Origin of the sequence: Pseudomonas laurylsulfatiphila (assembly GCF_002934665.1) — a bacterium.
Taxonomy (GTDB): Bacteria; Pseudomonadota; Gammaproteobacteria; order Pseudomonadales; family Pseudomonadaceae; genus Aquipseudomonas; species Aquipseudomonas laurylsulfatiphila.
In genome coordinates this window covers 996,590-1,021,692 of record NZ_NIRS01000001.1, presented here as the reverse complement: position 1 = coordinate 1,021,692, position 25,103 = coordinate 996,590, and the positions used below count along the sequence as shown (strand labels likewise).

Genomic DNA, 25,103 nt, shown 5'->3' with positions numbered 1-25,103 from the left:
GCGAATGCGGTGTATCAGTCAACGGTTACGTTGAGGCTGACGGCCCCTTCGCGAGCAGGCTCGCTCCCACAAGTTTTGCGGTGTTAGTCAGGTCGCGTGTTGGGCCTTCTGCTCTTCACCCAGGCAAGCCGCCGCGGTGAACAGCACATCGGTGGAGGAGTTCAGCGCGGTTTCCGCCGAGTCCTGCAACACGCCGATGATGAAACCGACCGCCACCACCTGCATGGCGATTTCGCTCGGGATGCCGAACAGGCTGCAGGCCAGCGGAATCAGCAACAGCGAACCACCGGCTACACCCGAAGCGCCACAGGCGCAGATTGCTGCGACGACGCTCAGCAGGATCGCGGTCGGAATGTCCACGGCGATGCCCAGGGTGTGTACGGCCGCCAGGGTCAGCACGGTGATGGTGATCGCCGCGCCGGCCATGTTGATGGTCGCGCCCAGCGGGATCGATACCGAGTAGGTGTCTTCATGCAGGCCCAGGCGCTTGCTCAGTTCCAGGTTGACCGGAATGTTCGCCGCCGAACTGCGGGTGAAGAATGCGGTGATGCCGCTTTCGCGCAGGCAGGTCAGCACCAGCGGGTAGGGGTTGCGGCGCAGTTTCCAGAAGACAATGATCGGGTTCATCACCAGTGCCACGAACAGCATGCAGCCCAGCAGCACGGCCAGCAGGTGCGCGTAGCCGATCAAGGCGCCGAAGCCGGAGGTGGCGAGGGTCGAGGCCACCAGGCCGAAGATGCCCAGCGGGGCGAAGCTGATCACCAGGCGCACGATCACGGTCACGCCGTTGGATAGGTCGCCCAGTACTTCGCGGGTGGTGTCGCCAGCATGACGGATGGCGATGCCCATGCCGATGGCCCACGCCAGAATGCCGATGAAGTTGGCGTTCATCAGCGCGCTGACCGGATTGTCGACCACGCTCAGCAACAGGCTTTGCAGCACTTCGCCAATCCCGCCTGGTGCAGTGACCGCGACGTCCTGAGTCGACAGCACAAGGCTCGACGGGAACGTCATGCTGGCAACCACCGCGACCACGGCGGCGGCGAAAGTGCCCAGCAGATACAAAAACAGAATCGGCCGGATGTGGGTTTCCTGGCCGTGCTTGTGGTTGGCAATCGACGCCATGACCAGTACGAACACCAGAATCGGCGCGACGGCTTTCAGCGCGGAGACAAACACTTTACCGATGAACGCCGTGGACTTCGCCACGTCGGGGGCAAACAGGGCCAGGGCAATACCGGCGATCAGGCCGATCACGATCTGCGTGACCAGGCTCAAGCGTTTAAGGCGGTGCAATAGAGAAGGGGATGAAGCAGTCATAAAACAGCGTCTCTGATTTTTTATTAATGCATGGTTTCGCAGGTTTGCGGCAACAAACAGGGCAGGCCGCAGGCAGGAAACCGAGAAGGAAACACAGGGATCAATGTCTTTTAAGGTGTTGAACGTCGCATTTCTTGTGGGAGCGAGCTTGCTCGCGATGACGGTGGCACAGTCCATAGTTGCGTTGTCTGACAGTCCGCCATCGTCGGAACACCGCCCGGAGCAAGCTCGCTCCCACAGGTTTTGCCCTTAAATAATCGGCATTAACCACAGGGTGTACTTTTTCAGGGCGCGGACTTTATCACAGCGCAGGTACGATCCTTCAGGCCTGTGACGAACTGACGCCCTGGTCTTCAACGCGAATTGCAGGTTCGTGCAACCGCATCCGAAAACACTCTGTTAAGATTCGCCATCCTCATTTTCATGTCTGCCAGTGGGCCTTCGGGCTATCGCTGGTGTCGTCGTTTCTGGAGTTGTGCATGCGGTTGTTGCCCATTCTTCTGTTGTCTGCCGCCGGTTTCACGGTGCTGACCACGGAATTCATCATCGTTGGCCTGTTGCCGGCTATCGCCAGGGACCTGGAGGTCAGCATCCCGCAGGCCGGTTTGCTGGTGACCTTGTTCGCTTTCACCGTGGCCGCGTTCGGGCCGTTCCTCACGGCCTGGTTCGCCCGCTTCGAACGGCGCAAGCTGTTCATCTCGGTGCTGATCCTGTTTGGCCTGGCCAATACGCTGGCGGCGCTGGCGCCGAACATCTGGGTGATGGCGTTTGCCCGGTTGATCCCGGCGCTGGGGCTGCCGGTGTTCTGGGCGCTGGCCAGCGAGACGGCGGTGGACATCGTCGGGCCGGATTACGCCGGTCGCGCCATTGCCAAGATCGGTTTCGGCATTGTCTGCGCCACGGTGTTCGGCATTCCCGTGGGCACGCTGATTTCCGATGCGTTCGGCTGGCGCAGTGCCTTTGCGATTCTGGCGGTCATCGCCTTTGCCAAGGCGTTGCTGCTGTTTATCTATCTGCCCAGGACCAATCTGCACCAGCATCAGGTGAGCTTCCTGTCGCAGTTCAAGATCCTGCGCAGCCCGCTGATGCTCGGTCATGTGCTGCTGTCGGTGATCGTGTTCAGCGGCATGTTCACGGCCTATACCTATCTGGCCGACATCCTCGAGCGTCTGGCCGGCTTCAACGGTACCGTGGTCGGCTGGTGCCTGATGGGCTTCGGCGCGGTCGGGTTGATCGGCAACTCCCTGGGCGGCCGGGCAGTGGATCGGCATCCGCTGATGGCGTCGATGATGTTCTGCGCGTTCATGATTGCTGGCCTGGTGGCGCTGGTGCCGAACATCCATTCGCCGCTCGGTCTGGCGGCGGCGATGGGCATCTGGGGCGTGACTCAGGCGGCGTTGTTCCTGGTCAGCCATGTGCGCCTGATGAAAGCCGCGCCCGAAGCGCCGGCATTTGCCGCGTCGCTGAACATCGCCGGGGCCAACCTCGGCATCGGCCTGGGCGCGATGATCGGTGGCCGGGTGATCGACAGCGTCGGTCTGCAAGGCCTTGGCTTTGCTGCCGCCGCTTTCATCCTCGCTTCGATCCTGCTGGCCATCGCCCTGATGACGTTCAAGCCGCGCGAAGCGGTTACAGCGCTGTAAACAGCTCGCGTCGGGCACCTTCGGTAATGGCGACAATGCCGGGGTGCTTGACCTTGCGCTCCACTGAGATGGCATAGAACGACTCGCTCACCGCGTCGGTCTGGCCGATCACTTGCACGCCATACTGGCGTTGCACTTCATCGGCAATCACGCTCGGGCCGATGAAGATCCCGCTGCCGGATTGGCCGAAGGCCTGCATCAGGGCGCTGTCGTCGAACTCGCCGACAATCTGCGGCTGGATCTGCTGCTCGGCGAACCAGCGCTGCAAACGGCTGCGCACCACAGTTTCCGGACCTGGAATCAGCAGCGGCGCACCGTGCAGGTTGCGCGGGAAGTCCTGACCGAAACGGGCCGCCAGCTCAGGGGTAGCGAAGAAGCTGATCCCGCACTCACCCAGTTTCTGGCTGTAGCCCTTGATGTCCAGGTGCGACGGCATCGGGCTGTCGGAGATCACCAGGTCCAGGCGCTGGATCGCCAGGTCGGCCAACAAACGTTCAAGCTTGTCTTCGCGGCAGGTGATGCGCAGCGGTTCGCTCAACTCCATCGTCGGCGCAAGCAGGCGATAGACGATGGACTTGGGCACCACGTCGGCCACCCCGACGCGAAACAGAATCTGCTGCTCATTGGGTTGTGCCCGCAGCATCAGTTCCAGTTCACCGCCCAGCTGAAACATTTGCTCGGCGTAGGGCAGTGCCTGGCGTCCGGCCTCGGTCAGTTCGAGTTGCCGTCCGACGCGCCGAAACAACTCGATGCCAAAGGTCTGTTCCAGCAATGAAATCTGCCCGCTGATGGTTTGCGGCGTGAGGTTCAGTTGTTCGCAGGCGCGCACGATGCTGCCGGTCTTGGCCACCACCCAGAAGTAATGCAGTTGTCGGTAATTCAACATAGGTACGTAGTCCCTGTAGGAGCTGCCGAAGGCTGCGATCTTTTGATTTAAAGATCGCAGCCTTCGGCAGCTCCTACATAAAAGCAAGAAGGTCTGGATTCGTAAAAGCCGAAGTATAACCGCTGAAAATACGAATTTTCCTGAAGTGTTTGCTTCCCTAGAATGCATCGCTATCAACGGGCCATCGTTTAGGTCCCGTTCGTTCTATCGAGGGAGCATCATGAAAATTAAAGCCACGGCGCTGTTGATCACATCTTTACTGGTACTGGCCGGTTGCGACCAGGCCGAGAAAAGCGCCCAACAGTTGATGGGCAAGGCCGCCGAAAGCGCCAAACAGGCGATTGACGATACCCACAAGGCCGCCGAACAGGCGCTCAGCGATGCCACCGGCGGGTTGATCAGCAAAAAAGAATCATCGGAAAAAGAATCGGAAAAATCCGAATCTTCCTCCCAGGAAATCTAAACCGTATTACAACGAGTCAGGACTGACCCATGGACTACCTTTTACAACTTGCCGCCAGCCCCACTGCCTGGGTTGCCCTGGCCACCCTGGTGGTGATGGAAATCGTGCTCGGCATCGATAACCTGATCTTCATCTCGATCCTGACCAACAAGCTGCCCGAGCAACACCGGCAGAAGGCGCGGCGCATCGGTATCGGCATGGCGCTGATCCTGCGATTGGGCCTGCTGAGCACCATCGCGTTCATCGTCCAGTTGACCGCTCCGGTGATCGAGATTCTCGGCCACGCGTTTTCCTGGAAAGACATGATCCTGATCGCCGGTGGCCTGTTCCTGTTGTGGAAGGCGACCACCGAGATCCATCACAGCATGGACCCGGCCCCGGATGATCCGACGTCGAAGACATCCACCGTGACCCTGGGCTTTGCTGCGGCGATCGGCCAGATCCTGATGCTGGACATGGTGTTTTCCATCGACAGCATCATTACCGCTGTCGGCATGACCGAGCATTTGCCGATCATGATCATCGCGGTAGTGGTGTCGGTGCTGGTGATGTTGTTTGCGGCTGATCCGCTGGCCAAGTTCATCAACGACAACCCGACGGTGGTGATGCTGGCCCTGGGCTTCCTGATCATGATCGGCATGACGTTGATCGCCGAAGGCTTCGGCGCCCATGTACCGAAAGGCTACGTCTATGCGGCCATGGCATTCTCGGCTTCGATCGAGGTGTTGAACATGATGTCCCGCCGGGCCCGGCAGAAGCAGGTCAACGCTGACGCTTGACGGTAGATGAATGCGAAACGGCCGCCTGAACCCAGGCGGCCGTTTTCGTTTGTGTGAGGAAAGTCAGTGAGCGTTGGCGTGTTGGCTTCGCGTCTGGTCCGCCTCTGGCGCCGTGACGGGCGGGGCAGGGTGATGGTGGCGGCGAGTGATGCGCAGCACGCCCCACAGCATGGCGGCGGCTACCGCCAGCCAGCCGCAAATCAACATCACAATGATCATGGTCAGGCTCATCTGTGCCTCCTCTTTGCCCTGCTGCGGGCACACGCGCTTCGCTGTCGTCTCTTTAGCAATCAGTCTAGCCCTTGATGCATTTCAGACTATTGACCGAAAGTCGGCAGTCACCAACCAGTTCGCTCTATCGAATGCACTCGACTACCGTTTAGAGCTATACCCGGGCAGCGCGGCGACCTATGATCGACGACCGAGCCGGGAATGGGATTGCCTGGCGTCTGAACCTGAACAAGAGAGAGCTGATGGTGCGGGTATTTTCTCGAATTTTGTCGGCCATGCTGATGGCCGGTTGCGTGGCAAGTCTGGCGGGCTGCGCCGGGAGTGTTGCGCCCGAGATCAAGCGTTTGCCGGAGCGTGTCGAGCTCAGCGGCCGATTCTACCGGGGCGATGCGTATCAAAGCGGGCCGCAGGTGCTGGCCAGCATGCTGTCCCAGCAGGGCATCGTGATTACTCCAGGCTTGCTCGAAAAGCCCTTGCATTTGCCGGGGGGCGAAGCGCAGTTGCAACAGAACATGCAGAACCTGGCCCGTGAGTACGGGATGGTGGTTTATCCCCTCGACAGCAACCTTACGGCCCTGTTGACGCAGGTCGCCGCCGGTTATTCGGTGATGGTGCGCTTCACCGAGGGCTCGGCGATGTGGGCCGAACCGCGTTACGCCATTCTGGCCGGCTACAACCGCCAGAAGCAGACGGTCCTGTTGCGCGCGGGGATGGATCGCCGCGAACTGATGAGCTTCAGCGCCTTCGAGTCGGCATTCAAGGACGCCGGTGGCTGGGCCGTGCTGATCCAGAATCCCACGCAAATCCCGGCTCAGGTCGATCAGCAGCGTTGGCTCAAGGCCGCCAACGATCTGGCTCAGGCCGGGCAGGAGCAGGCTGCCGCCAAGGCGAAAAAGGCCTTGGCCGCACACTGAGTCCGTTGGTCACCCGGCGGGCACCATCGCTCGCCGCCAGCCTCTGATCTTCAAAGGCCCGGATCATTGTTCCGGGCCGAGATCAGGAGGCACCCATGGCTCACTCCACAACGCCCGTCGGTCCGCACTCGTCTGAACATTCCTCTGGCGATGAGCTGGGTTTCGATCCCGATTCCCCGGACCTTGCCGATCCTCAGGTCGACCCGATCGGGCCCGCCAAGGCACCGAGGGATGTGAAGCCGGGTGACAACCCCAAGGCTCCGGCCAAGCCCTACGATCCACTGGGTGATCTGAAACCTTAGGTCCAATGGAGGTGTGTATGTCTACCGATTCCAGTTTTGACGACAAAGGTCCGGAAACCGTCCCCACGACCCCCGAGCAAAGCACCGATCCGGTGATGGATCCGGACAGCCCGTTGAGGGATCCCCTGGCACGGCCAACGGTGGCGCCCACTGAAAAGCCGAAGGGTTGGAGAGATCCAAGTACCGGCGACGGCATCCCGGATGACGACCAGATGCCGCTGCCCAATGACTGAATAACCGGGTTCACCTGTAGGAGCTGCCGAAGGCTGCGATCTTTTGATCTTTTAAATGCAAGATCAAAAGATCGCAGCCTTCGGCAGCTCCTACAGATTGAAGTGCCAAAAAAAAAGCCCCGAGTGATCGGGGCTTTTTCATGTGTTTGCAGCAAGGTTACTTCGACGCTTCAACCACGCCGGTCTGCCGCTGCTTGAGGTTTTTGTCTGCCTTGTACTGCAAGGCTACGGAAGGCACCTCCGCGCTCTTTCCGCTCTCTACCCAATTACGCATGCGCGTGGCATCGGCAAAATGGGTGTACTTGCCATAGGCGTCAAGGATCACCAGGGCCACAGGGCGGTTGCTCATTCGGGTCACCAGCACCAGGCAGTGGCCTGCTTCGTTGGTGAAACCGGTTTTTGTCAGCTGGATGTCCCAGTCCGGCTTGCGGACCAAATGGTCGGTGTTGCGGAAACCCAGGCTGTAGTTCGGTTTGCGGAACGAAACGGTCTTTTCCTTGGTTGTACTCAGCTCGGTCAGCAACGGGTACTTGTGCGCAGCGATCAACAGCTTGCTCAGGTCGCGAGCGGTCGACACGTTGCGCGGAGAGAGACCGGTCGGCTCGACGAAATGCGTGTTGGTCATGCCCAGTGCCCGGGCCTTGGCGTTCATGGCCGCGATGAACGCGGCATAGCCACCCGGATAGTGGTGCGCCAGAGTCGCGGCGGCGCGGTTTTCCGAGGACATCAGGGCAATCAGCAGCATTTCCCGGCGCGGCAGTTCGCTGCGCAGCTTGACCCGGGAGTACACGCCTTTCATTTCCGGTGTGTCGCTGATGTTGACGTCGATGTATTCGTCCATGTTCTGTCGGGATTCAACCACGACCAGGCCAGTCATCAACTTGCTGACGGAAGCGATCGGCACCACCACGTCAGGATTGCTGGCATAGATGACTTTGTTGGTCTGCATGTCCAGCAGCAGGGAGCTGCCGGAAGCGAGCTTGAGTGTCTTCGTATCTCGTGGCGCTGCGGTGGTCTCGTCAGCACTGGCGAGGGGCGTGAGGAAAGTCCCTGTAACTGCAAAAAATAGGCTCAGGATGGAAAGACGGATTTTCACGCTGGCAGACTCACAAAGTGTTGATAAGCCGTTTTGTAACGGGCTATTTCTTAAAAAGCGCGACATTCTGGAGTATGGCTGAATAACTGTCGATGGTTGTTCAAACAACAGGCGAAAGTCCTGAGAAACATGAAAAAAATGTCATTTTCCGTCGGGTGGTCGAGCGTGTTTCACAGGCAAAAAAAACCCCGCCAAGGGCGGGGCTCTTCGATTCGCTGTCAGCGTCTGCGGTGAAACTCAGCTGTGCAGGGTTTCAGCGGCGTACAGGGTGTTTTCCAGCAGGCAGGCACGGGTCATCGGGCCAACGCCGCCCGGCACTGGAGTGATCCAGCCGGCGCGGGGCAGGGCGGTTTCGTAGATCACGTCACCGACCAGCTTGCCATCGTCCTGACGGTTGATGCCGACATCGATCACGATCGCGCCTTCCTTGATCCATTCGCCCTTGACCAGGCCCGGCTTGCCGGCGGCGACGACGACCAGGTCCGCACGGCCGACATGACCGGCCAGGTCCTTGGTAAAGCGGTGGGTGACGGTCACGGTGCAACCGGCCAGCAGCAACTCCATCGCCATCGGGCGGCCAACGATATTGGACGCACCGACGACCACGGCATTCATCCCGTAAAGATCGACCCCGGTGCTTTCCAGCAGGGTCATGATGCCTTTGGGGGTGCATGGGCGCAGCAGCGGGATACGCTGGGCCAGGCGACCGACGTTATAAGGATGGAAGCCGTCGACGTCTTTGTCCGGACGAATGCGCTCCAGCAGTCTGGAGGCGTCCAGGTGTTCGGGAAGCGGAAGCTGGAGCAGAACGCCGTCGATCGCGGGATCGTCGTTCAGGCGATCGATCAGCTCGGTCAGCGCTTCTTGAGTGGTTTCGGAAGGCAGGTCATAAGCTTGGGACAGAAAGCCGACCTCTTCACAGTCTTTACGCTTGTGCGAGACATAAACCTGAGAGGCAGGATCGCTACCGACCAGGATCACCGCGAGGCCGGGCGTGCGCAGGCCTTGCTGGCGACGCTCGGTGACACGTTGGGCGATCTGCTGGCGCAGGCTGGCGGCGATCGATTTGCCGTCGATTAGTTGTGCAGTCATTGCGCGTGATTAACCATCGAGAGGGGAAAAAAAGAGAACGCATTCTCGCATGTCATGCGGTGAGGGCAAAGGCGCTTGGTCTGCAAATTCCCCTAACTCCTTTAATTAAATGAATTTTTTTTAAAAAGGATTTGACGACCTTCGGGTGGCTCTATACTATTCGTCGCACTTGTCGGGCACAGCCTAGCACTGGTTAAGAAGGTTGAGCGGGATTACGGTCCTGCGAGACTGGAAAGCACTTAGTTTGTAGTCCTCCAAGGGTACAGCTAACAAGGCGCCCGTAGCTCAGCTGGATAGAGCATCCGCCTTCTAAGCGGATGGTCGCAGGTTCGAGTCCTGCCGGGTGCGCCATTAGGCAGCTTTGGCACAAGTAACGCGATATGGTGGGCGTAGCTCAGTTGGTAGAGCACGGGATTGTGACTCCCGTTGTCGTGGGTTCGATCCCCATCGTCCACCCCATATTTCGAAAGGCGCCAGATTAACAGTCTGGCGCCTTTGCTTTAAAGGCTTCACCCGCGGATGTGGTGGAATTGGTAGACACACTGGATTTAGGTTCCAGCGCCGCGAGGCGTAAGAGTTCGAGTCTCTTCATCCGCACCAATTAAAGCTTCACTCAGGCTGTTGGCCTGGCTGGAGCTTGATAAAGAAGTTTGTTTGGCTTCTTTAACAGGCAATATGGTGGGCGTAGCTCAGTTGGTAGAGCACGGGATTGTGACTCCCGTTGTCGTGGGTTCGATCCCCATCGTCCACCCCATATTTCGAAAGGCGCCAGATTGAAAAGTCTGGCGCCTTTTTTGTTTCGGCGGCCGCCGGTTCCGGGTCGCAGGGGCGGGGCGTTTCGTCGTATTTATGTTTCTCGATGATGCCGTCCTGCCCGCCGGCCTTGCTTGCGAGATCGGCTGTCAGGGAGATGATTGGCTGCCTTCTCTATATATGGAAAGGTTGGCGCAGAGCCCTGGCGTGATTGGTTGTATTTGCCATCGGGGCGAGGTGCATTCGTGCATTCGCACCTATAAATTGCCTGCTGCGTTTTTACCCGTTTTCAGTAGGGTGACTTCTTGAGTTTGACCCACTAGAATGCATGCCCTTGATTCTGGGGTCGGAAACGGCCGGCTAACGTCTGTGCAACGAGGAATATCCATGCAAGTTTCTGTTGAAAATACTACTGCTCTTGAGCGCCGCATGAGCGTCACCGTGCCGGCTGAGCGCATCGAGAGCCAGGTCAACAAGCGTCTGCAGCAGACCGCCCAAAAGGCCAAGATTGCTGGCTTCCGTCCAGGCAAAGTGCCAATGAGCGAAATCAAGCGCCGTTTCGGTGCTGACGCTCGCCAGGAAGCTGTAGGCGACGTGATCCAGTCTTCCTTCTATGAAGCTGTGGTTGAGCAGAAGCTGAACCCGGCTGGTCAGCCTTCGATCGAACCAAAATCCCTGGAAGCGGGCAAGGACCTGGAATACGTAGCCGTATTCGAAGTGTTCCCTGAGTTCACCGTTGCCGGTTTTGACGGTATCACCGTCGAGCGTCTGAGCGCTGACGTGACTGACGCCGATCTGGACAAGATGCTGGAAATCCTGCGCAAGCAGAACACCCGTTTCGAAGTGGCCGATCGCGCTGCCCAGAACGAAGATCAGTTGAACATCGATTTCGTCGGCAAGGTCGACGGTGAAGTGTTCGCTGGCGGTTCCGCCAAGGGTACCCAGCTGGTTCTGGGTTCCGGCCGCATGATCCCAGGTTTCGAAGATGGTCTGGTTGGCGCCAAGGCCGGTGAAGAACGCGTTCTGAACCTGACTTTCCCAGAGGATTATCAGAACCTGGACCTGGCTGGCAAAACCGCCGAGTTCACCGTAACCGTCAACACCGTTTCCGAGCCAAAGCTGCCAGAACTGACTGAAGAGTTCTTCGCTCAATTCGGCATCAAGGAAACCGGTCTGGAAGGCTTCCGTGCCGAAGTTCGCAAGAACATGGAGCGCGAGCTGCGTCAGGCAATCAAATCCAAGGTCAAGAATCAGGTAATGGACGGTCTGCTGGCCACCAACCCGATCGAAGTGCCAAAGGCGCTGCTGTCCAACGAAGTTGACCGTCTGCGCGTGCAGGCCGTCCAGCAGTTCGGCGGCAACATCAAGCCTGACCAACTGCCGGCCGAGCTGTTCGAAGAGCAAGCCAAGCGTCGCGTGGTGCTGGGCCTGATCGTGGCTGAAGTGGTCAAGCAATTCGACCTCAAGCCAGACGAAACCCGCGTTCGCGAGATGATTCAGGAAATGGCTTCGGCCTACCAGGAGCCTGAGCAAGTTGTGTCCTGGTACTACAAAAACGACCAGCAACTGAACGAAGTTCGTTCGGTTGTGCTGGAAGAGCAAGTTGTGGATACTGTTCTGCAGAAAGCTAGCGTGACCGACAAATCGGTCTCTTACGAAGAAGCAGTCAAGCCGGTAGAAGCACCACAAGCCGACTGATCACTTTTGCGGTAAGAAGCAAACACCATAAGCCAGCCTTCGTGCTGGCTTATGCGTATTCAAGACATAACTATTTGGGAGTGACTGCAGAGCATGTTCCGTAATTCGTATATTCAGCAGAACTCTGATATCCAGGCCGCAGGCGGCCTGGTCCCGATGGTTGTCGAGCAGTCCGCTCGTGGCGAGCGCGCCTACGACATCTACTCGCGCCTGCTCAAGGAGCGAGTGATCTTTCTGGTTGGCCCGGTAGAGGACTACATGGCCAACCTGATCTGTGCGCAACTGCTGTTCCTTGAAGCGGAAAACCCGGACAAGGACATCCATCTCTATATCAACTCCCCGGGCGGTTCGGTGACGGCGGGCATGTCGATCTACGACACCATGCAGTTCATCAAGCCCAATGTGTCGACCACCTGTATCGGTCAGGCGTGCAGCATGGGCGCGTTCCTGCTGACGGCGGGTGCCCAGGGCAAGCGTTACTGCCTGCCGAACTCGCGTGTGATGATTCACCAGCCACTGGGCGGTTTCCAGGGCCAGGCGTCGGATATCGAAATCCACGCCAAGGAAATCCTCTTCATTCGTGAGCGTCTCAACACGCTGATGGCCAAGCACAGCGGGCGCACGCTTGAAGAAATCGAGCGCGATACCAACCGCGACAATTTCATGAGTGCGGAAGCCGCACGTGAGTACGGGTTGATCGACGAAGTGATCAGTCAGCGCCCTGCTTAAAATAAGCAGCTCAAAATAAGGTTGGTCGGCGGGTCCGATCACCTGCGGGCTTGAAAAAGCCCGCAATAGCCTTCATCTTGTGTTGCAAGCCTATCGGATTTGGATCGAACGAATGACTGACACCCGCAACGGCGAGGACAACGGCAAGCTGCTCTATTGCTCCTTCTGTGGCAAAAGCCAGCATGAAGTGCGCAAATTGATTGCCGGCCCCTCGGTCTTTATCTGCGACGAGTGCGTCGACCTGTGCAATGACATCATCCGCGAGGAGGTGCAGGAAGCACAGGCCGAAAGCAGCGCGCATAAATTGCCTTCGCCTAAAGAAATCAGCGGCATCCTTGATCAGTATGTGATTGGTCAGGAGCGTGCGAAAAAGGTTCTGGCCGTAGCGGTGTACAACCACTACAAGCGCCTGAATCAGCGTGACAAAAAGAATGACGACGTCGAACTCGGCAAGAGCAACATCCTGCTGATCGGCCCGACAGGCTCGGGTAAGACCCTGCTTGCCGAAACCCTGGCCCGCTTGCTGAACGTTCCGTTCACCATCGCCGACGCAACCACCCTCACCGAGGCGGGTTACGTGGGTGAAGATGTCGAGAACATCATTCAGAAGCTGCTGCAGAAATGCGATTACGATGTGGAAAAAGCCCAGATGGGCATTGTCTACATCGATGAAATCGACAAGATTTCGCGCAAATCCGACAACCCGTCGATCACCCGGGACGTTTCCGGTGAAGGCGTGCAGCAGGCCCTGCTCAAGTTGATCGAAGGCACGGTCGCTTCCGTTCCGCCTCAAGGTGGTCGCAAGCATCCGCAGCAGGAATTCCTTCAGGTCGACACCCGTAACATCCTGTTCATCTGCGGCGGTGCGTTCTCCGGTCTGGAAAAGGTTATTCAAAACCGTTCCACCAAGGGCGGTATCGGGTTCAACGCAGAAGTGCGCAGCAAGGAAGAGGGCAAGAAAGTCGGTGAGTCCCTGCGTGAAGTCGAGCCTGACGATCTGGTCAAGTTCGGTCTGATCCCGGAATTCGTCGGTCGTCTGCCGGTACTTGCGACGCTGGACGAGCTTGACGAGGCTGCGTTGATGCAGATCCTCACCGAGCCGAAAAATGCTCTGACCAAGCAGTATGCCAAGCTGTTCGAGATGGAAGGCGTTGATCTGGAATTCCGTTCCGACGCTCTGAAATCGGTCGCCAAGCGTGCCCTGGAGCGTAAAACCGGTGCCCGTGGCCTGCGTTCGATTCTCGAAGGTGTATTGCTCGACACTATGTATGAAATCCCCTCGCAATCCGAGGTGAGCAAAGTAGTGATCGATGAAAGCGTGATAGAAGGCAAGTCCAAGCCACTGTATATCTATGAAAACAGTGAGCCGACCGCCAAGGCCGCGCCAGACGCCTAAGCGTCACGCAGCTTGAACAAAGAAGGGGCCTTCGGGCCCCTTTTCTTTTAGTGCGTTATAACACTGTCTTTGCGCTTGTTTTTTTTCAAGGCAGCCCCCATCTTGGTTTCAAGCTTACTTCCATCTGTTTACGGCCTTACGGCCGCCGTAGAGGCGAAATCATGAAGACCACCATCGAATTGCCTCTCCTGCCATTGCGTGATGTCGTGGTTTATCCGCACATGGTTATCCCGCTGTTCGTGGGGCGCGAGAAATCCATCGAAGCCCTCGAGGCTGCGATGACGGGTGACAAGCAGATTCTTCTGCTGGCCCAGAGAAACCCGGCTGACGACGATCCTGGTGAAGATGCCCTGTATCGCGTTGGTACGATTGCCACCGTTCTGCAGCTGCTGAAGCTGCCTGACGGCACGGTCAAGGTCCTGGTCGAAGGTGAGCAGCGGGGCGCCGTTGAGCGCTTCAGCGAAGTGGACGGCCACTGCCGTGCCGAAGTCTCCCTGATCGACGAAGTTGACGCACCAGAGCGCGAGTCGGAAGTGTTCGTTCGCAGCCTGCTGTCGCAGTTCGAACAATACGTGCAGTTGGGCAAGAAAGTCCCGGCTGAAGTCCTCTCGTCGCTCAACAGCATCGATGAGCCAGGCCGCCTGGTGGACACCATGGCCGCGCACATGGCCCTGAAGATCGAGCAGAAGCAGGAAATCCTCGAAATCATCGATCTGTCGGCCCGGGTCGAGCACGTTCTGGCGTTGCTCGATGCCGAGATCGATCTGTTGCAAGTCGAAAAACGCATCCGCGGCCGCGTCAAGAAACAAATGGAGCGCAGCCAGCGCGAGTACTACCTGAATGAGCAGATGAAGGCCATTCAGAAAGAGCTCGGCGACAGTGATGAAGGTCACAATGAAGTCGAAGAGCTGAAAAAGCGTATCGATGCCGCCGGCCTGCCCAAAGATGCCCTGGCCAAGGCGACGGCCGAACTGAACAAGCTCAAGCAGATGTCACCGATGTCCGCGGAAGCGACCGTGGTGCGTTCGTACATCGACTGGCTGGTTCAGGTGCCGTGGAAGGCCCAGAGCAAGGTGCGCCTGGATCTGGCGCGTGCCGAAGACATTCTGGATGCCGACCACTATGGCCTCGAAGAAGTCAAAGAACGTATCCTCGAATACCTCGCCGTGCAAAAGCGCGTGAAGAAGATTCGTGGTCCCGTGCTGTGCCTGGTCGGTCCTCCCGGGGTGGGTAAAACGTCCCTGGCGGAGTCGATTGCGCATGCCACCAACCGCAAGTTCGTGCGCATGGCCCTCGGTGGTGTGCGTGACGAGGCGGAAATTCGTGGTCATCGCCGTACTTACATCGGTTCGATGCCAGGAAGATTGATTCAAAAGATGACAAAAGTGGGCGTGCGCAACCCGCTGTTCCTGCTCGATGAAATCGACAAAATGGGCAGCGACATGCGCGGCGATCCGGCGTCGGCGTTGCTGGAAGTGCTCGATCCTGAGCAGAACCACAACTTCAACGATCACTATCTGGAAGTCGATTACGACCTGTCCGATGTGATGTTCCTGTGCACCTCGAACTCGATGAACATTCCGCCGGCGCTGCTCGACCGGATGGAGGTGATCCGTCTGCCGGGCTACACCGAAGACGAGAAGATCAACATCGCTGTGAAGTACCTTTCGCCGAAGCAGATCACTGCCAACGGTTTGAAAAAAGGCGAGCTGGAATTCGACGCCGAAGCGATTCGCGACATCATTCGCTACTACACCCGTGAAGCCGGTGTGCGTGGCCTTGAGCGGCAGATTGCCAAGGTTTGCCGCAAGGCCGTCAAGGAGCATGCGCTGGAAAAACGCTTCTCGGTGAAGGTCACCGCAGACATGCTGGAGCACTTCCTGGGCGTGCGTAAATTCCGCTATGGCCTGGCCGAGCAGCAGGATCAGATCGGTCAGGTGACCGGGCTGGCGTGGACTCAGGTGGGTGGCGAACTGCTGACCATCGAAGCCGCTGTGGTACCGGGCAAGGGCCAGTTGATCAAGACCGGTTCCCTGGGTGATGTGATGGTCGAGTCGATCACGGCCGCGTTGACCGTTGTTCGCAGTCGGGCGAAGAGCCTGGGCATTCCCCTGGACTTCCATGAGAAGCGCGACACGCACATCCATATGCCGGAAGGGGCGACCCCGAAAGACGGCCCTAGCGCAGGCGTGGGCATGTGCACGGCCCTGGTTTCGGCATTGACCGGCATTCCGGTGCGCGCGGATGTCGCCATGACCGGCGAAATCACCTTGCGTGGCCAGGTGCTGGCCATTGGCGGCTTGAAAGAAAAACTGCTGGCGGCCCATCGTGGCGGAATCAAGACAGTGATCATTCCTGAAGAGAATGTGCGCGATCTCAAAGAGATTCCGGACAATATCAAGCAGGATCTACAGATTAAACCGGTTAAATGGATTGACGAGGTCCTGCAAATTGCGTTGCAATACGCGCCGGAGCCCTTGCCGGACGTGGCTCCGGAGATAGTCGCGAAGGATGAGAAACGCGACGCGGATTCTAAGGAAAGAATTAGCACGCATTAGTACGTATTTGCCTGGGGGGGCTTCCTTGACAGTTTTTTAGAGCCCTTGTTATAAAGCGGCTCTTAAGTGTCTGTAGGCCATTCAGCACTCGTTTATGCTTTCACCAAAAAAACTTAGAATCATACTCAAATAGATATAAGGGGACTTAGAGTGAACAAGTCGGAACTGATTGATGCTATCGCTGCATCCGCTGATATCCCGAAAGCTGCTGCTGGCCGTGCGCTGGACGCTGTAATCGAATCCGTCACTGGCGCTCTCAAGGCTGGCGACTCTGTTGTTCTGGTTGGTTTCGGTACTTTCTCCGTTACCGATCGTCCAGCTCGCATCGGTCGTAACCCACAGACCGGTAAGACGCTGGAAATCGCAGCAGCCAAAAAACCAGGTTTCAAAGCCGGTAAAGCACTGAAAGAAGCTGTCAACTAAGTTCGATTCAGGTTTTTACCCATCCGGGTCGGGGTCATGCCTGACTTGGCAGCGGAGCGGCAGTCCTGACTGCAGGTCGCCGGTTCAAGACACCAAGGGTCGCCAGTTCGAGTCCTTGATCCGCTCCGCCAGTTACGAGAAGGCGCATCCTCGGATGCGCCTTTCTTCTATCCGGATTCTACCCACGCTCCACGGTTGCCTAATTTTGAAGTTCAACCGTTTCTGGGGGACGTATGCTGCAGAATATCAGGGACAATTCACAAGGCTGGATTGCCAAGACTATTATCGGGGTCATCGTTGTTCTGATGGCCTTGACCGGTTTCGACGCCATTTTCAAGGCCACGTCGCACAGTAATGATGCGGCCAAGGTCAACGGCGATGAAATCAGCCAGAACGAGCTGAGCCAGGCGGTCGATATGCAACGCCGCCAGCTCATGCAACAGCTGGGCAAGGATTTCGATGCTTCCTTGCTGGATGAAAAAATGTTGCGCGAATCGGCTCTGAAGGGCCTGATCGATCGCAAGCTGCTGCTGCAAGGCGCAGAGCAATCGAAGTTTGCCTTTTCCGAAGCGGCACTTGATCAGGTCATCCTGCAAACACCGGAATTTCAGGTTGATGGCAAGTTCAGCTCCGAGCGTTTCGACCAGGTGATTCGCCAGCTTGGCTATACCCGCATGCAATTCCGCCAGATGCTGGCTCAGGAAATGCTGATTGGCCAGCTGCGTGCCGGTCTGGCCGGTAGCGGTTTCGTGACCGATGCGCAGGTGCTGGCATTTGCCCGTCTGGAAAAGCAGACCCGCGATTTCGCTTCGCTGAACATCAAGGCTGACCCGGCGGCTGTGAAGCTGACCGACGAAGAGGTCAAGGCCTATTACGACGAGCACGCCAAGGAATTCATGACGCCGGATCAGGTGGTCATCGATTACCTCGAGTTGAAGAAGGCTTCCTTCTTCGACCAGGTCAGCGTCAACGACGAAGACTTGCAAGCGGCCTATCAGAAAGAAATCGCGAACCTGTCCGAGCAACGCCGGGCTGCGCACATTCTGATTGAAGTGAACGACAAGACCACCGAGGCACAAGCCAAGGCGAAGATCGAAGAGATCCAGGCCCGTCTGGCCAAGGGCGAGCAGTTCGAGGCGCTGGCCAAGGAGTTCTCCCAGGATCCGGGTTCGGCGAACAACGGCGGTGACCTGGGTTATGCCGGTCCTGGCGTCTACGACCCGGCGTTCGAAAAAGCCCTGTATTCGTTGGCCAAGGACCAGGTTTCGGGGCCGGTTCGCACCGACTTCGGTTTCCACCTGATCAAGCTGTTGGGTGTGGAAGCACCTGAAGTGCCAACCTTCGCCAGCCTGAAAGACAAGCTGACCCGTGGTCTGAAAACCCAGCAGGTCGAGCAGCGTTTCGTTGAGGCGAGCAAGCAACTGGAAGACGCCTCGTTCGAAGCGTCCGATCTGGCTCAGCCGGCGCAGGACCTGAAACTGACCGTACACACGTCCAAGCCGTTCGGCCGCGAAGGCGGTGAGGGTATTGCAGCCAACCGTGCCGTGATCACTGCCGCGTTCAGCCCGGAAGTCCTGGATGAGGGTGCGAACAGCACCGCCATCGAGCTCGATCCGGAAACCGTGGTCGTGGTGCGTGCCAAGGAGCACCTGAAGCCTTCGCAGCTGCCGCTGGAAAGCGTTGATGCGGCCATCCGCGTGCAATTGGCCAAGGAACACGCCAGCGCCGATGCCAAGACCAAGGCTGAAGCCTTGATCGCCAACCTGCGCGATGGCAAGACCCCGCTGGATCAGGCCGTCGACGGCCAGGCCTGGAAAGTCACCGAGGCGGCGACTCGCGCTCAGGAAGGGGTTGATCCTGCCGTGCTGCAAGCGCTGTTCCGCATGGCGAAGCCGGCGGCCAAGGACAAGCCGACCTTCACCAGCGTGACGCTGGCGGATGGCAGCCTGATGATCGTGCGCCTCAATGGCGTGAACGAAGCCGCGGCGCCTACCGATGAAGAGAAAGCGCAGTACCGTCGCTACCTCGCGTCGCGCATCGGCCAGCAAGACTTTGCGGCGTATCGCAAGCAGCTGGAAAGCCAGGCGGACATCAAGAAGTACTGATGCCTGACCAGGTTTAGCGCGACACAGGAGACCCCGGCCGAAACGCCGGGGTCTTTTTGTTTGGCCGTACGTCATTTGCCGCGGTGACGTTTACGCAAAACTGGGGTCAATCAGCCTGTAACCGTTTTAAGACACGATCGATGCTCCGCTAAGCATCGATCTGTTGCACAATACGCCCCGAACCGTTTTCCTCAGGATGTTCAATGTTTAAATCACTTCCCATGCGGGTTGTCGGGCTGGCAGCCGTGCTCGTCACAGCGGCTGGCTGTTCATCGAACAAAAGCGCCATCTACGAGCATGAGAACTTCGACGATTCCGGAACGTTTTCCCGCAATTACCCGGTCACCGATACCCAGAGTTGCGAAGCGGCTCGCCGCGCCTTGTTGAGTCAGGGCTACATCATCACCAGCAACGATCCGAAGCTGGTCAGCGGTCACAAGAGCTTCCAGCAGACCGGCGAGAACCACATGGAGATCAGTTTCAGTGTGGTGTGTGCCGATGATGGTAGCGAAGGGCACCACGCGACCGTGTTCGCCAACGCCCTGCAGGATCGTTATGCGCTGAAGAAAACCAACAACTCCGCCAGTCTTGGTGTGGGTGTGCTGGGTTCCGTGTCGATGCCGATCGGTTCCTCTGACGACTCGATGGTCAAGGTCGCCAGCGAAACCGTATCGTCTGCCAAGTTCTACGAGCGTTTCTTCGCACTGGTCGAGCTGTTCCTGCCGCCGGAAGCGAAAAAGGCTGCGCACATCACCGAAAAGCCGAAAACAGACCTGGGCATGCCTGAAGCCAAGGTGGCACCGGCTCCCCTGGCGCCCGCCGCGACCACTGCGCCGGCCGCAGAGCCAACCCCGGCGACCCCGGCACCTGCTCCAGTGGAACCCGCCCCAACGGTCTCTGAGCCGGTCATGCCGCCGCCTGAAGCGGCACCCATTACCCCGGTTCAGAACATGGATCCGGCACCGTCGGTAGAAACCATCACGCCACCGGCAAATCCGACCGACATGCCGCCGCCGAGCGAGGCGATTCCGGCGATGCCCGTCAGCGGCCAGTGATTGTTCGCGTTACGGGATCGGCCAAGGAGTCACGATCCCGTAGCGAGCGCATCGATTGATCCGCGTCAAACAAGGCCGCTGTCCTGCGGCCTCCCGCGAAAAAAACCAATGATAAATTCCTGACCAACTGCTACGTTTTATTCAGTAGCGACGGAGTGTCGTGTCCGCGTCATTTTTCTTTCATGCGGACACCTTATGCTCAAGGCATTGGTCATTTGATCAGACGTTTTTCAACACGGGTTGGGGGAATCAAAAATGGACGATTATCAAGAAGAACTGCTCGAGTACCAGGCTTTCGAACTGGACCCGCTGGAGCCGGCGGAAGACGCTACCGAGCTGTAGGCATCAGGCGGACTGGCGATGACTGCGGCGAAATTCGCCGGGTGTCTGCCCGTTCCAGCGTTTGAATGCGCGTTGAAACGCTTCGGCTGAGGCAAAGCCCAGCAGGTAGGCGATTTCCCCGAACGCCAGTTCGGTGTCGCGTATGTAGGTCATGGCCAGATCGCGACGGGTTTCATTGAGGATTGCGCGAAATTGCGTGCCTTCCTCGGCAAGTTTGCGGCGCAGGGTCCAGGTGGGCAGCTTCAGGCGTGCCGCCACTTCTTCCAGGTCGGGCTCCCGGCCACCATTGAGCAAGGGGCCCAGCAGCGCGATGATGCGCTCACGCAGGCTGCGGGTGCGTGTCAGTTGTTCCAGCTCCTGCTCACACAGTTGCAGCAAATGCCGCCAGGTGCTCGGGCAATGCTCGGGGTTGCGCTGGGCGAGACTTGCCAGGTTCAAGCGCAGTTGATTGCGTTCGCTGCCAAACTGGATCGGACAGTCACCCAGGACGTCATACGCCGCGCGGTAATCGGGTTCGTCGAATTCGATCTCGATACGTTCGGCGCGTAGCGGGCTGGCGCTGACGCTGGATAATTGCTGCAACCAGCCCGCAATGATCGAATCCACCACGAAGCGGTTGTAGGCGTTATAGGGGCTGATCGAATAGAAACGCAGCCAGGCGCCCTGGGCGTCTTCGTGAAAGCTTGATTGGCCGCGATAATTGGAACCGTACAAGGCTTCGAAGCGGATCAGGCAGCGCGCGGCTTCACGTACTGTGGGTGCCTGGGCGGCGGTGACCCCTGCGAGGCCGACCTGGCTCAGGCGACTGAGCTGCCCCATGCGCAAGCCAAGGGCCGGGTTGTCGGTCAGTTGGATGGCGCCGTGGCCCAGGCGCATGTAGCGCGGTATTGACAGGCGGGCACCGGCCTCGCTCAGTCGCGCTGTATCGAGGCCGTATTGATCGAGCAGTGGCTGCGGATCGACACCATGACTGCGCACGGCATCGGCCAGGCTATGAACAAAGCCCACCGACAGATCGCCGAGGCGCATCGGCTGCGGTTTCATGGCTTACAACCAGAGGTTCAGCAAACGCGCACCCTGGGCGTTGCCGTCGGCAAACTGCTGGCCGTTGCGGCTGAGGAAACTGTGCCCGGCGCTGCCCTGATCCCAGAATTGCCCCCGCAGGAACACACTCATGCCTGCGACAGCCTGGCTGGCCGGTACCCGGGTCGTGAGGGTCAGGCGCTGCCAAGCCTGGCCTTCGCTGACTTCTCCGGGCTTGAGGTTGACCGACGCCGGCTCCGATGACCCCCTGTAGCCACGCCACGGCTGCTCCCAGGTGCCACGGCCGGGAACAAAGGCCGGTACCGCAACCAGCTGTACGCTCTGGTCGTTGAGCCTGAGGTAGTTTTCCGGGTACCAGCTGTCGTGGCCGATCAATACGCCCAACTTGCCTGCGGGGGTATCCACGACATTGAGCGAGTGTTCGGCGTTCGCCTTGACCCCGTTCTGTTCTGCGAAGAACGGGTGCATCTGGCGCTGGGGCTGGCCGATCGGCAGGCCATCGTTGTTGAACACCACACTGCTGTTGTACAGCGCGCCGCGACCGATTTTCAAGGTGCCGTCGATGATGCTCGGTTCGGGCAGCACGATGGAGCCCGCGACCAGCGTCACGTGGAATTCCCTGGCCAATCCTCCGAACAATGCCTGGTAGTCTCTGGCCATCGCCTTGGCTTTCATGCGCAGGTGGGCATCGTCCAGACGGTTGCCACCCTCGGCGCTGATCAACGCTTTGGCGAACTTCAGGGGATTGCTCACCGCCAGCCAGTTCATGGCCTCCTTGAGGGTGCTGGCCTGATACAACTCATCCTTTTCGCCGCTGACCATCAGCCAGGTACCGACGTGTTCCGGCAACACGACGACGGTCTTGCCGTTCAACAAACCCTGGTCCCGGGCTGCTTGCAGATAGGCGGCGAGTTTGCGGTGCAAACGCTCGGGGCTTTGATAATCGGTAGGAAACAGTTCGGGCTGAATGCCCAGCAGATTGCCACGATCGGCAGGCGTACCCTGGTCGACAGCCAGGTTGATCCGCAGGTCCGAAAGGTAATGACCCACCGGCCGGTCTGCGGCCCACATCGCGTAGGTCGTGAGGGCGGCGAGCAATGCCATGGAGAATGTCAGGTACAAAAGTTTGCGCATGGGGACACAGTTTACAGCCTGGAGCCGGGCGTGGCTTTTCATTTGGAATCGGATCGAGCAAAAAGGGAATCAAGGGCTTGGTGGGCAAATTTCAACGCTGTCGGTTTTTTGCGGTCGGCGGCCTTTCTGCGTCGAGATGCAGTAATGAATGACCGGGTTGAACGCGAGGGAAATTGAAGGGGAGGGGGGGCGCACCGGTCAGCCACACTTTTGCTCGACCGGCCGGCAGGTGAACGTTATTTGGTGACCAGCAGTTCCGGGCCGAGGTAGTTGTTGATCTGGTCGATATCGTCGTCGCCCAGGCTGCCCACCGAAGAAGCCAGGCGCAGACGCGACAGCAAATAGCGCACTTTGGCCTCGAACAGATCGTGACGTGCAACAAAGAGCAGTTCTTCGGCATTGAGGACGTCCGAGTTGGTGCTGGTGCCGCCTTCCTTGAAGCCCTTGCGTGTCGATAACAGTGAGCGTTCGTTGGACACTACGGCCTTCTCCAGGGCGCGAATGCGTTTGGCGCCACTCAGTATGCCTTGATACTCACGGGTGGTTCCGGTGATGACTTCCTGACGCGCGGCGTCAAGCTCATCCAGGGCCTTGTTGCTATTGGCACTGGCCTGGCGTGTCAACGCGCTGACGCCGCCACCGCTGTACAGCGGGATATTGACTTCCAGCCCGATCGAGCCGTAGTGGTTGCGTTGGTTCAGCTCGGACAGTGATTGGCTCTCACCCGCGGTGTAGCCGGCAATGAAATCCAGTGTTGGCCAGTGGCCGGCGCTGGCACGCTTCACTTCTTCTTCGGCAAGGTCGCGGCTATAACGGCGCGCATGGATCAGCGGGCTGTCGGTCTGGGCTTTGACCAACCAGTCCTGCAGGTTGCTCGGCAGCAGCGGCGGTGTATCGAAGCTCGGACGCAAGGTGGTCAGGGATTCGGGCGTTTCACCGATATATTCCTCAAGCTTGGCGCGCGCGTTGACCAGATTGTCCTGCGCTTCGATCAGTTCGGCTTCGGCGAGGTCGCGGCGGGCGGCCGACTCGTCGATGTCGGTGATGGTGCCGGCCCCCAACTCCATGCGCCGTTTCGCCGAGGCGAGTTGCTCGTCGAATGCGCTCAGCTTGGACTTGGCCAAGGTGATGGTTTCGCTGGCCAGGAGCACGTCGAAATAGCTTTCGGCCAGGCGCACCGCGGCGTCCTGGCTCTTGGCATCGAATACCGCGTTGCTGTAGTCGGCACGCTGCTGACCCTGGCGGTACTCGGCCATCTTCTGTTTGTTGAACAGCGGCTGGCGCAGGCGCACGTTGGCGCCCTTCGAGTCGTAGTGCAGATCCCTCTCGATGCCACTCTGGCTTTGGGAGCCGTTGACCTTGTTGTCGTAGGCCGAGGCATTGATCTGCGGCAGCAGGCCGGCCTTGCCGATGGCGCGGTTTTCGCCGCCGGCTTCTTTTTCATGCACGGCGGCCTGGTAGATAGGGCCCTGGTACTGCAACAGATCCCAGGCTTGCTTGAGGTCCATTGCGTCAGCCGGCAGGGCCAACCCCAGCAGGCAGAAGAGCAAGCAATGACGTTCCATTTCATTGTTCCTTGAATGAGCTGTCCACGCGTTCGAGCATTGGTTTAAGAAGATAGCTCATCATGTTGCGTTCGCCGGTCTTGATGGTGACGCTGGCGGGCATGCCGGGGCGAATGTGATTGGTGCCAAGCAGGTTCATGCCGTCGGGCGTGACTTCCACCTGGGCCAGATAGAAGGGTTGCTTGCTTTCCTCGTCCATCAGGCGGTCGGCGGAGATGGTCATCACGCGGCCGGGGATGTTGGGCGTCCTGGCATGGTTGAAGGCCGGGAAAGAAATGTCCACGGGCAGGCCGGGGACCATCTTGTCGATGGCTTGCACGGGAATCATCGCGTCGACCTGCAGCGGTTCGTTGAGCGGAACGATTTCCATGATCTTGAAGCCGGGCTGAATGATCCCGCCGACGGTGGCAATGCTTAGGCCCTGGACCATGCCATCGATTGGCGAGCGAATCACCGTGTGGGTCACTTCATAGTCGAGCGCGCGCAAGCGGTCGGCCAGGGTAGTGTTTTCCTTGGCGGTTTCAGTCAGCTGCGATTCGACTTCCTTGAGGTAATCGTGCTGGCGCTGCAGGATGCGCAGCTTGATTTCAGTGGTCTGGCTACGCACGCGGGCGATGTTGTTGAGGTTCTCGGCCTGGCCGGCGGCGAGGTCGGCGTTGCTGCGTTCCAGCTCGAGCAGGCGATTGCGCGGCACATAGCCTTCAGCCGACAGCACGCGGGTGCCTTGCAGCTCCTGGTTAAGGAAACCGATCTGCGAGGCGCGGGCGCCGTAGACCTGTTGCAGGCCCTTGAGCTGCACAGCCGACGCTGCCAGGTTCTCCTGTAGGATGCTGATTTCGCCAGCGAGTCCGGCGCGGCGGGTGTCCAGCAGGCGCTGCTGCAGATCCATGGCGGACTCCAGGCGGTAATCACCCTTGAAGCGCTTGAGCAGATCGGGATCGTAGGTCACTACATCGCGACCGTCCCGTTCCGCTTCCAGGCGGTTTTCCACGGTCTTGCTGACGATGTACTGGGCGCTGATCGCACCTTCTTCGGCAGTGGCCCGCAACGAATCGAGGCGGACCACTTCCTGTCCTTTTTTCACCAAATCGCCTTCGCGAACGAGAATGGCCTCCACGGTACCGCCGGTGAGGTGCTGTACGGCTTTGCGATTGTTGGTGACTTTGACCGTGCCGGTCGCGACCACGCCCGCATCCAGCGGTGCCAGCCAGGACCACAGGAGGAAGCCGCCGAAGCCGGCGATCACCAGCCACACGCCCCATCGCGCGGGTCTTCCGACGTCCAGATCCACCATGCTGCGGGGATCGGCAGGAATCATCTCGGTATGTTGGCTCATTTGCAT

At 58.8% G+C, this 25,103-nt stretch carries 22 protein-coding genes and 4 tRNA genes; 17 read left to right on the top strand and 9 right to left on the bottom strand.

From position 1 onward, the window contains the following. Positions 1 to 87: 87 nt before the first annotated feature. Positions 88 to 1,320, bottom strand: coding sequence for a serine/threonine transporter SstT (gene sstT, locus CD175_RS04725; RefSeq protein ID WP_104447860.1), 1,233 nt, complete (start codon positions 1,318 to 1,320; stop codon positions 88 to 90). Positions 1,321 to 1,799: 479 nt separating this feature from the next. Here sstT and CD175_RS04720 point away from each other — a divergent pair, with 479 nt between their 5' ends. Then, a complete protein-coding gene (locus CD175_RS04720) occupies positions 1,800 to 2,963 on the top strand; it encodes an MFS transporter (RefSeq protein WP_104447859.1) in 1,164 nt (387 codons plus the stop codon). On the opposite strand, the gene nhaR is transcribed toward CD175_RS04720, so the two are convergent. Continuing rightward, positions 2,950 to 3,849 carry a transcriptional activator NhaR gene (gene nhaR / locus CD175_RS04715; RefSeq protein WP_104447858.1) on the bottom strand — a complete coding sequence of 300 codons (900 nt, stop codon included), beginning with the start codon at positions 3,847 to 3,849 and terminating at the stop codon, positions 2,950 to 2,952. The two genes, CD175_RS04720 and nhaR, sit on opposite strands and share 14 nt — an antisense overlap. 220 nt (positions 3,850 to 4,069) lie before the next feature. Here nhaR and CD175_RS04710 point away from each other — a divergent pair, with 220 nt between their 5' ends. Together CD175_RS04710 and CD175_RS04705 are read left to right on the top strand one after the other, a co-directional pair. Further along, positions 4,070 to 4,312, top strand: coding sequence for a hypothetical protein (locus CD175_RS04710; RefSeq protein ID WP_104447857.1), 243 nt, complete (start codon positions 4,070 to 4,072; stop codon positions 4,310 to 4,312). Positions 4,313 to 4,341: 29 nt separating this feature from the next. Beyond that, entirely contained in the window at positions 4,342 to 5,091 is a 750-nt protein-coding gene (locus CD175_RS04705; RefSeq protein ID WP_007977136.1) for a TerC family protein, read from the top strand. A gap of 63 nt (positions 5,092 to 5,154) precedes the next feature. Here CD175_RS04705 and CD175_RS31295 read toward each other — a convergent pair whose 3' ends face one another. Next, the gene (locus CD175_RS31295; protein ID WP_167399497.1) at positions 5,155 to 5,322 is read right to left on the bottom strand and encodes a hypothetical protein; all 168 of its coding nucleotides are present in this window, start codon (positions 5,320 to 5,322) and stop codon (positions 5,155 to 5,157) included. Between the two features lie 179 nt (positions 5,323 to 5,501). Here CD175_RS31295 and CD175_RS04700 point away from each other — a divergent pair, with 179 nt between their 5' ends. From CD175_RS04700 to CD175_RS04690, 3 genes are all read left to right on the top strand, one after another. After that, positions 5,502 to 6,236, top strand: coding sequence for a C39 family peptidase (locus tag CD175_RS04700; protein ID WP_104447856.1), 735 nt, complete (start codon positions 5,502 to 5,504; stop codon positions 6,234 to 6,236). A 95-nt stretch (positions 6,237 to 6,331) separates the two neighbouring features. Then, positions 6,332 to 6,538 (top strand): DUF6021 family protein, encoded by a 207-nt coding sequence (locus CD175_RS04695; RefSeq protein WP_015094297.1) that lies wholly within the window; start codon positions 6,332 to 6,334, stop codon positions 6,536 to 6,538. A 17-nt stretch (positions 6,539 to 6,555) separates the two neighbouring features. Continuing rightward, on the top strand, positions 6,556 to 6,771 hold the full coding sequence (locus tag CD175_RS04690; RefSeq protein WP_102702180.1) for a hypothetical protein: 216 nt from the start codon (positions 6,556 to 6,558) through the stop codon (positions 6,769 to 6,771). A gap of 157 nt (positions 6,772 to 6,928) precedes the next feature. Here CD175_RS04690 and pbpG read toward each other — a convergent pair whose 3' ends face one another. Together pbpG and folD are read right to left on the bottom strand one after the other, a co-directional pair. Next, on the bottom strand, positions 6,929 to 7,867 hold the full coding sequence (pbpG, locus tag CD175_RS04685) for a D-alanyl-D-alanine endopeptidase (protein ID WP_104447855.1): 939 nt from the start codon (positions 7,865 to 7,867) through the stop codon (positions 6,929 to 6,931). A 237-nt stretch (positions 7,868 to 8,104) separates the two neighbouring features. Further along, a complete protein-coding gene (gene folD, locus CD175_RS04680) occupies positions 8,105 to 8,959 on the bottom strand; it encodes a bifunctional methylenetetrahydrofolate dehydrogenase/methenyltetrahydrofolate cyclohydrolase FolD (RefSeq protein ID WP_008001570.1) in 855 nt (284 codons plus the stop codon). Positions 8,960 to 9,233: 274 nt separating this feature from the next. On the opposite strand from folD, the gene CD175_RS04675 reads away from it, so the two are divergent. From CD175_RS04675 to CD175_RS04625, 11 genes are all read left to right on the top strand, one after another. Then, positions 9,234 to 9,310: transfer RNA gene (locus CD175_RS04675), tRNA-Arg, on the top strand. Positions 9,311 to 9,342: 32 nt separating this feature from the next. Continuing rightward, positions 9,343 to 9,418 (top strand) — tRNA-His (locus CD175_RS04670). A 56-nt stretch (positions 9,419 to 9,474) separates the two neighbouring features. Beyond that, positions 9,475 to 9,559: transfer RNA gene (locus CD175_RS04665), tRNA-Leu, on the top strand. Between the two features lie 78 nt (positions 9,560 to 9,637). Further along, a tRNA-His gene (locus tag CD175_RS04660) sits at positions 9,638 to 9,713 on the top strand. Between the two features lie 386 nt (positions 9,714 to 10,099). Next, complete coding sequence (gene tig, locus CD175_RS04655; protein WP_104447854.1) at positions 10,100 to 11,410, top strand: trigger factor; 1,311 nt, start codon at positions 10,100 to 10,102, stop codon at positions 11,408 to 11,410. Between the two features lie 93 nt (positions 11,411 to 11,503). Further along, the gene (gene clpP, locus CD175_RS04650) at positions 11,504 to 12,139 is read left to right on the top strand and encodes an ATP-dependent Clp endopeptidase proteolytic subunit ClpP (RefSeq protein WP_007970761.1); all 636 of its coding nucleotides are present in this window, start codon (positions 11,504 to 11,506) and stop codon (positions 12,137 to 12,139) included. A gap of 112 nt (positions 12,140 to 12,251) precedes the next feature. Then, positions 12,252 to 13,535, top strand: coding sequence for an ATP-dependent Clp protease ATP-binding subunit ClpX (clpX, locus tag CD175_RS04645; RefSeq protein ID WP_007982210.1), 1,284 nt, complete (start codon positions 12,252 to 12,254; stop codon positions 13,533 to 13,535). Between the two features lie 161 nt (positions 13,536 to 13,696). Then, the gene (gene lon / locus CD175_RS04640) at positions 13,697 to 16,093 is read left to right on the top strand and encodes an endopeptidase La (RefSeq protein ID WP_104447853.1); all 2,397 of its coding nucleotides are present in this window, start codon (positions 13,697 to 13,699) and stop codon (positions 16,091 to 16,093) included. 150 nt (positions 16,094 to 16,243) lie between these two features. Continuing rightward, a complete protein-coding gene (locus CD175_RS04635; protein WP_002552737.1) occupies positions 16,244 to 16,516 on the top strand; it encodes an HU family DNA-binding protein in 273 nt (90 codons plus the stop codon). A 233-nt stretch (positions 16,517 to 16,749) separates the two neighbouring features. Continuing rightward, a complete protein-coding gene (locus CD175_RS04630) occupies positions 16,750 to 18,621 on the top strand; it encodes a SurA N-terminal domain-containing protein (RefSeq protein WP_104447852.1) in 1,872 nt (623 codons plus the stop codon). Positions 18,622 to 18,824: 203 nt separating this feature from the next. Then, positions 18,825 to 19,676, top strand: coding sequence for a DUF2242 domain-containing protein (locus CD175_RS04625; RefSeq protein ID WP_104447851.1), 852 nt, complete (start codon positions 18,825 to 18,827; stop codon positions 19,674 to 19,676). Positions 19,677 to 20,021: 345 nt separating this feature from the next. Here the strand turns inward: CD175_RS04625 and CD175_RS04620 are convergent, their stop codons facing one another. From CD175_RS04620 to CD175_RS04605, 4 genes are all read right to left on the bottom strand, one after another. Continuing rightward, a complete protein-coding gene (locus CD175_RS04620) occupies positions 20,022 to 21,062 on the bottom strand; it encodes an AraC family transcriptional regulator (RefSeq protein ID WP_104447850.1) in 1,041 nt (346 codons plus the stop codon). A gap of 3 nt (positions 21,063 to 21,065) precedes the next feature. Further along, positions 21,066 to 22,196, bottom strand: a complete 1,131-nt coding sequence (locus tag CD175_RS04615) for a carbon-nitrogen hydrolase family protein (RefSeq protein WP_104447849.1) — start codon at positions 22,194 to 22,196, stop codon at positions 21,066 to 21,068. 236 nt (positions 22,197 to 22,432) lie between these two features. Further along, the gene (locus CD175_RS04610; protein ID WP_104447848.1) at positions 22,433 to 23,761 is read right to left on the bottom strand and encodes a TolC family outer membrane protein; all 1,329 of its coding nucleotides are present in this window, start codon (positions 23,759 to 23,761) and stop codon (positions 22,433 to 22,435) included. A gap of 1 nt (position 23,762) precedes the next feature. Continuing rightward, positions 23,763 to 25,103: an HlyD family type I secretion periplasmic adaptor subunit gene (locus tag CD175_RS04605; RefSeq protein WP_104447847.1), complete on the bottom strand. Its 1,341-nt coding sequence runs from the start codon at positions 25,101 to 25,103 to the stop codon at positions 23,763 to 23,765.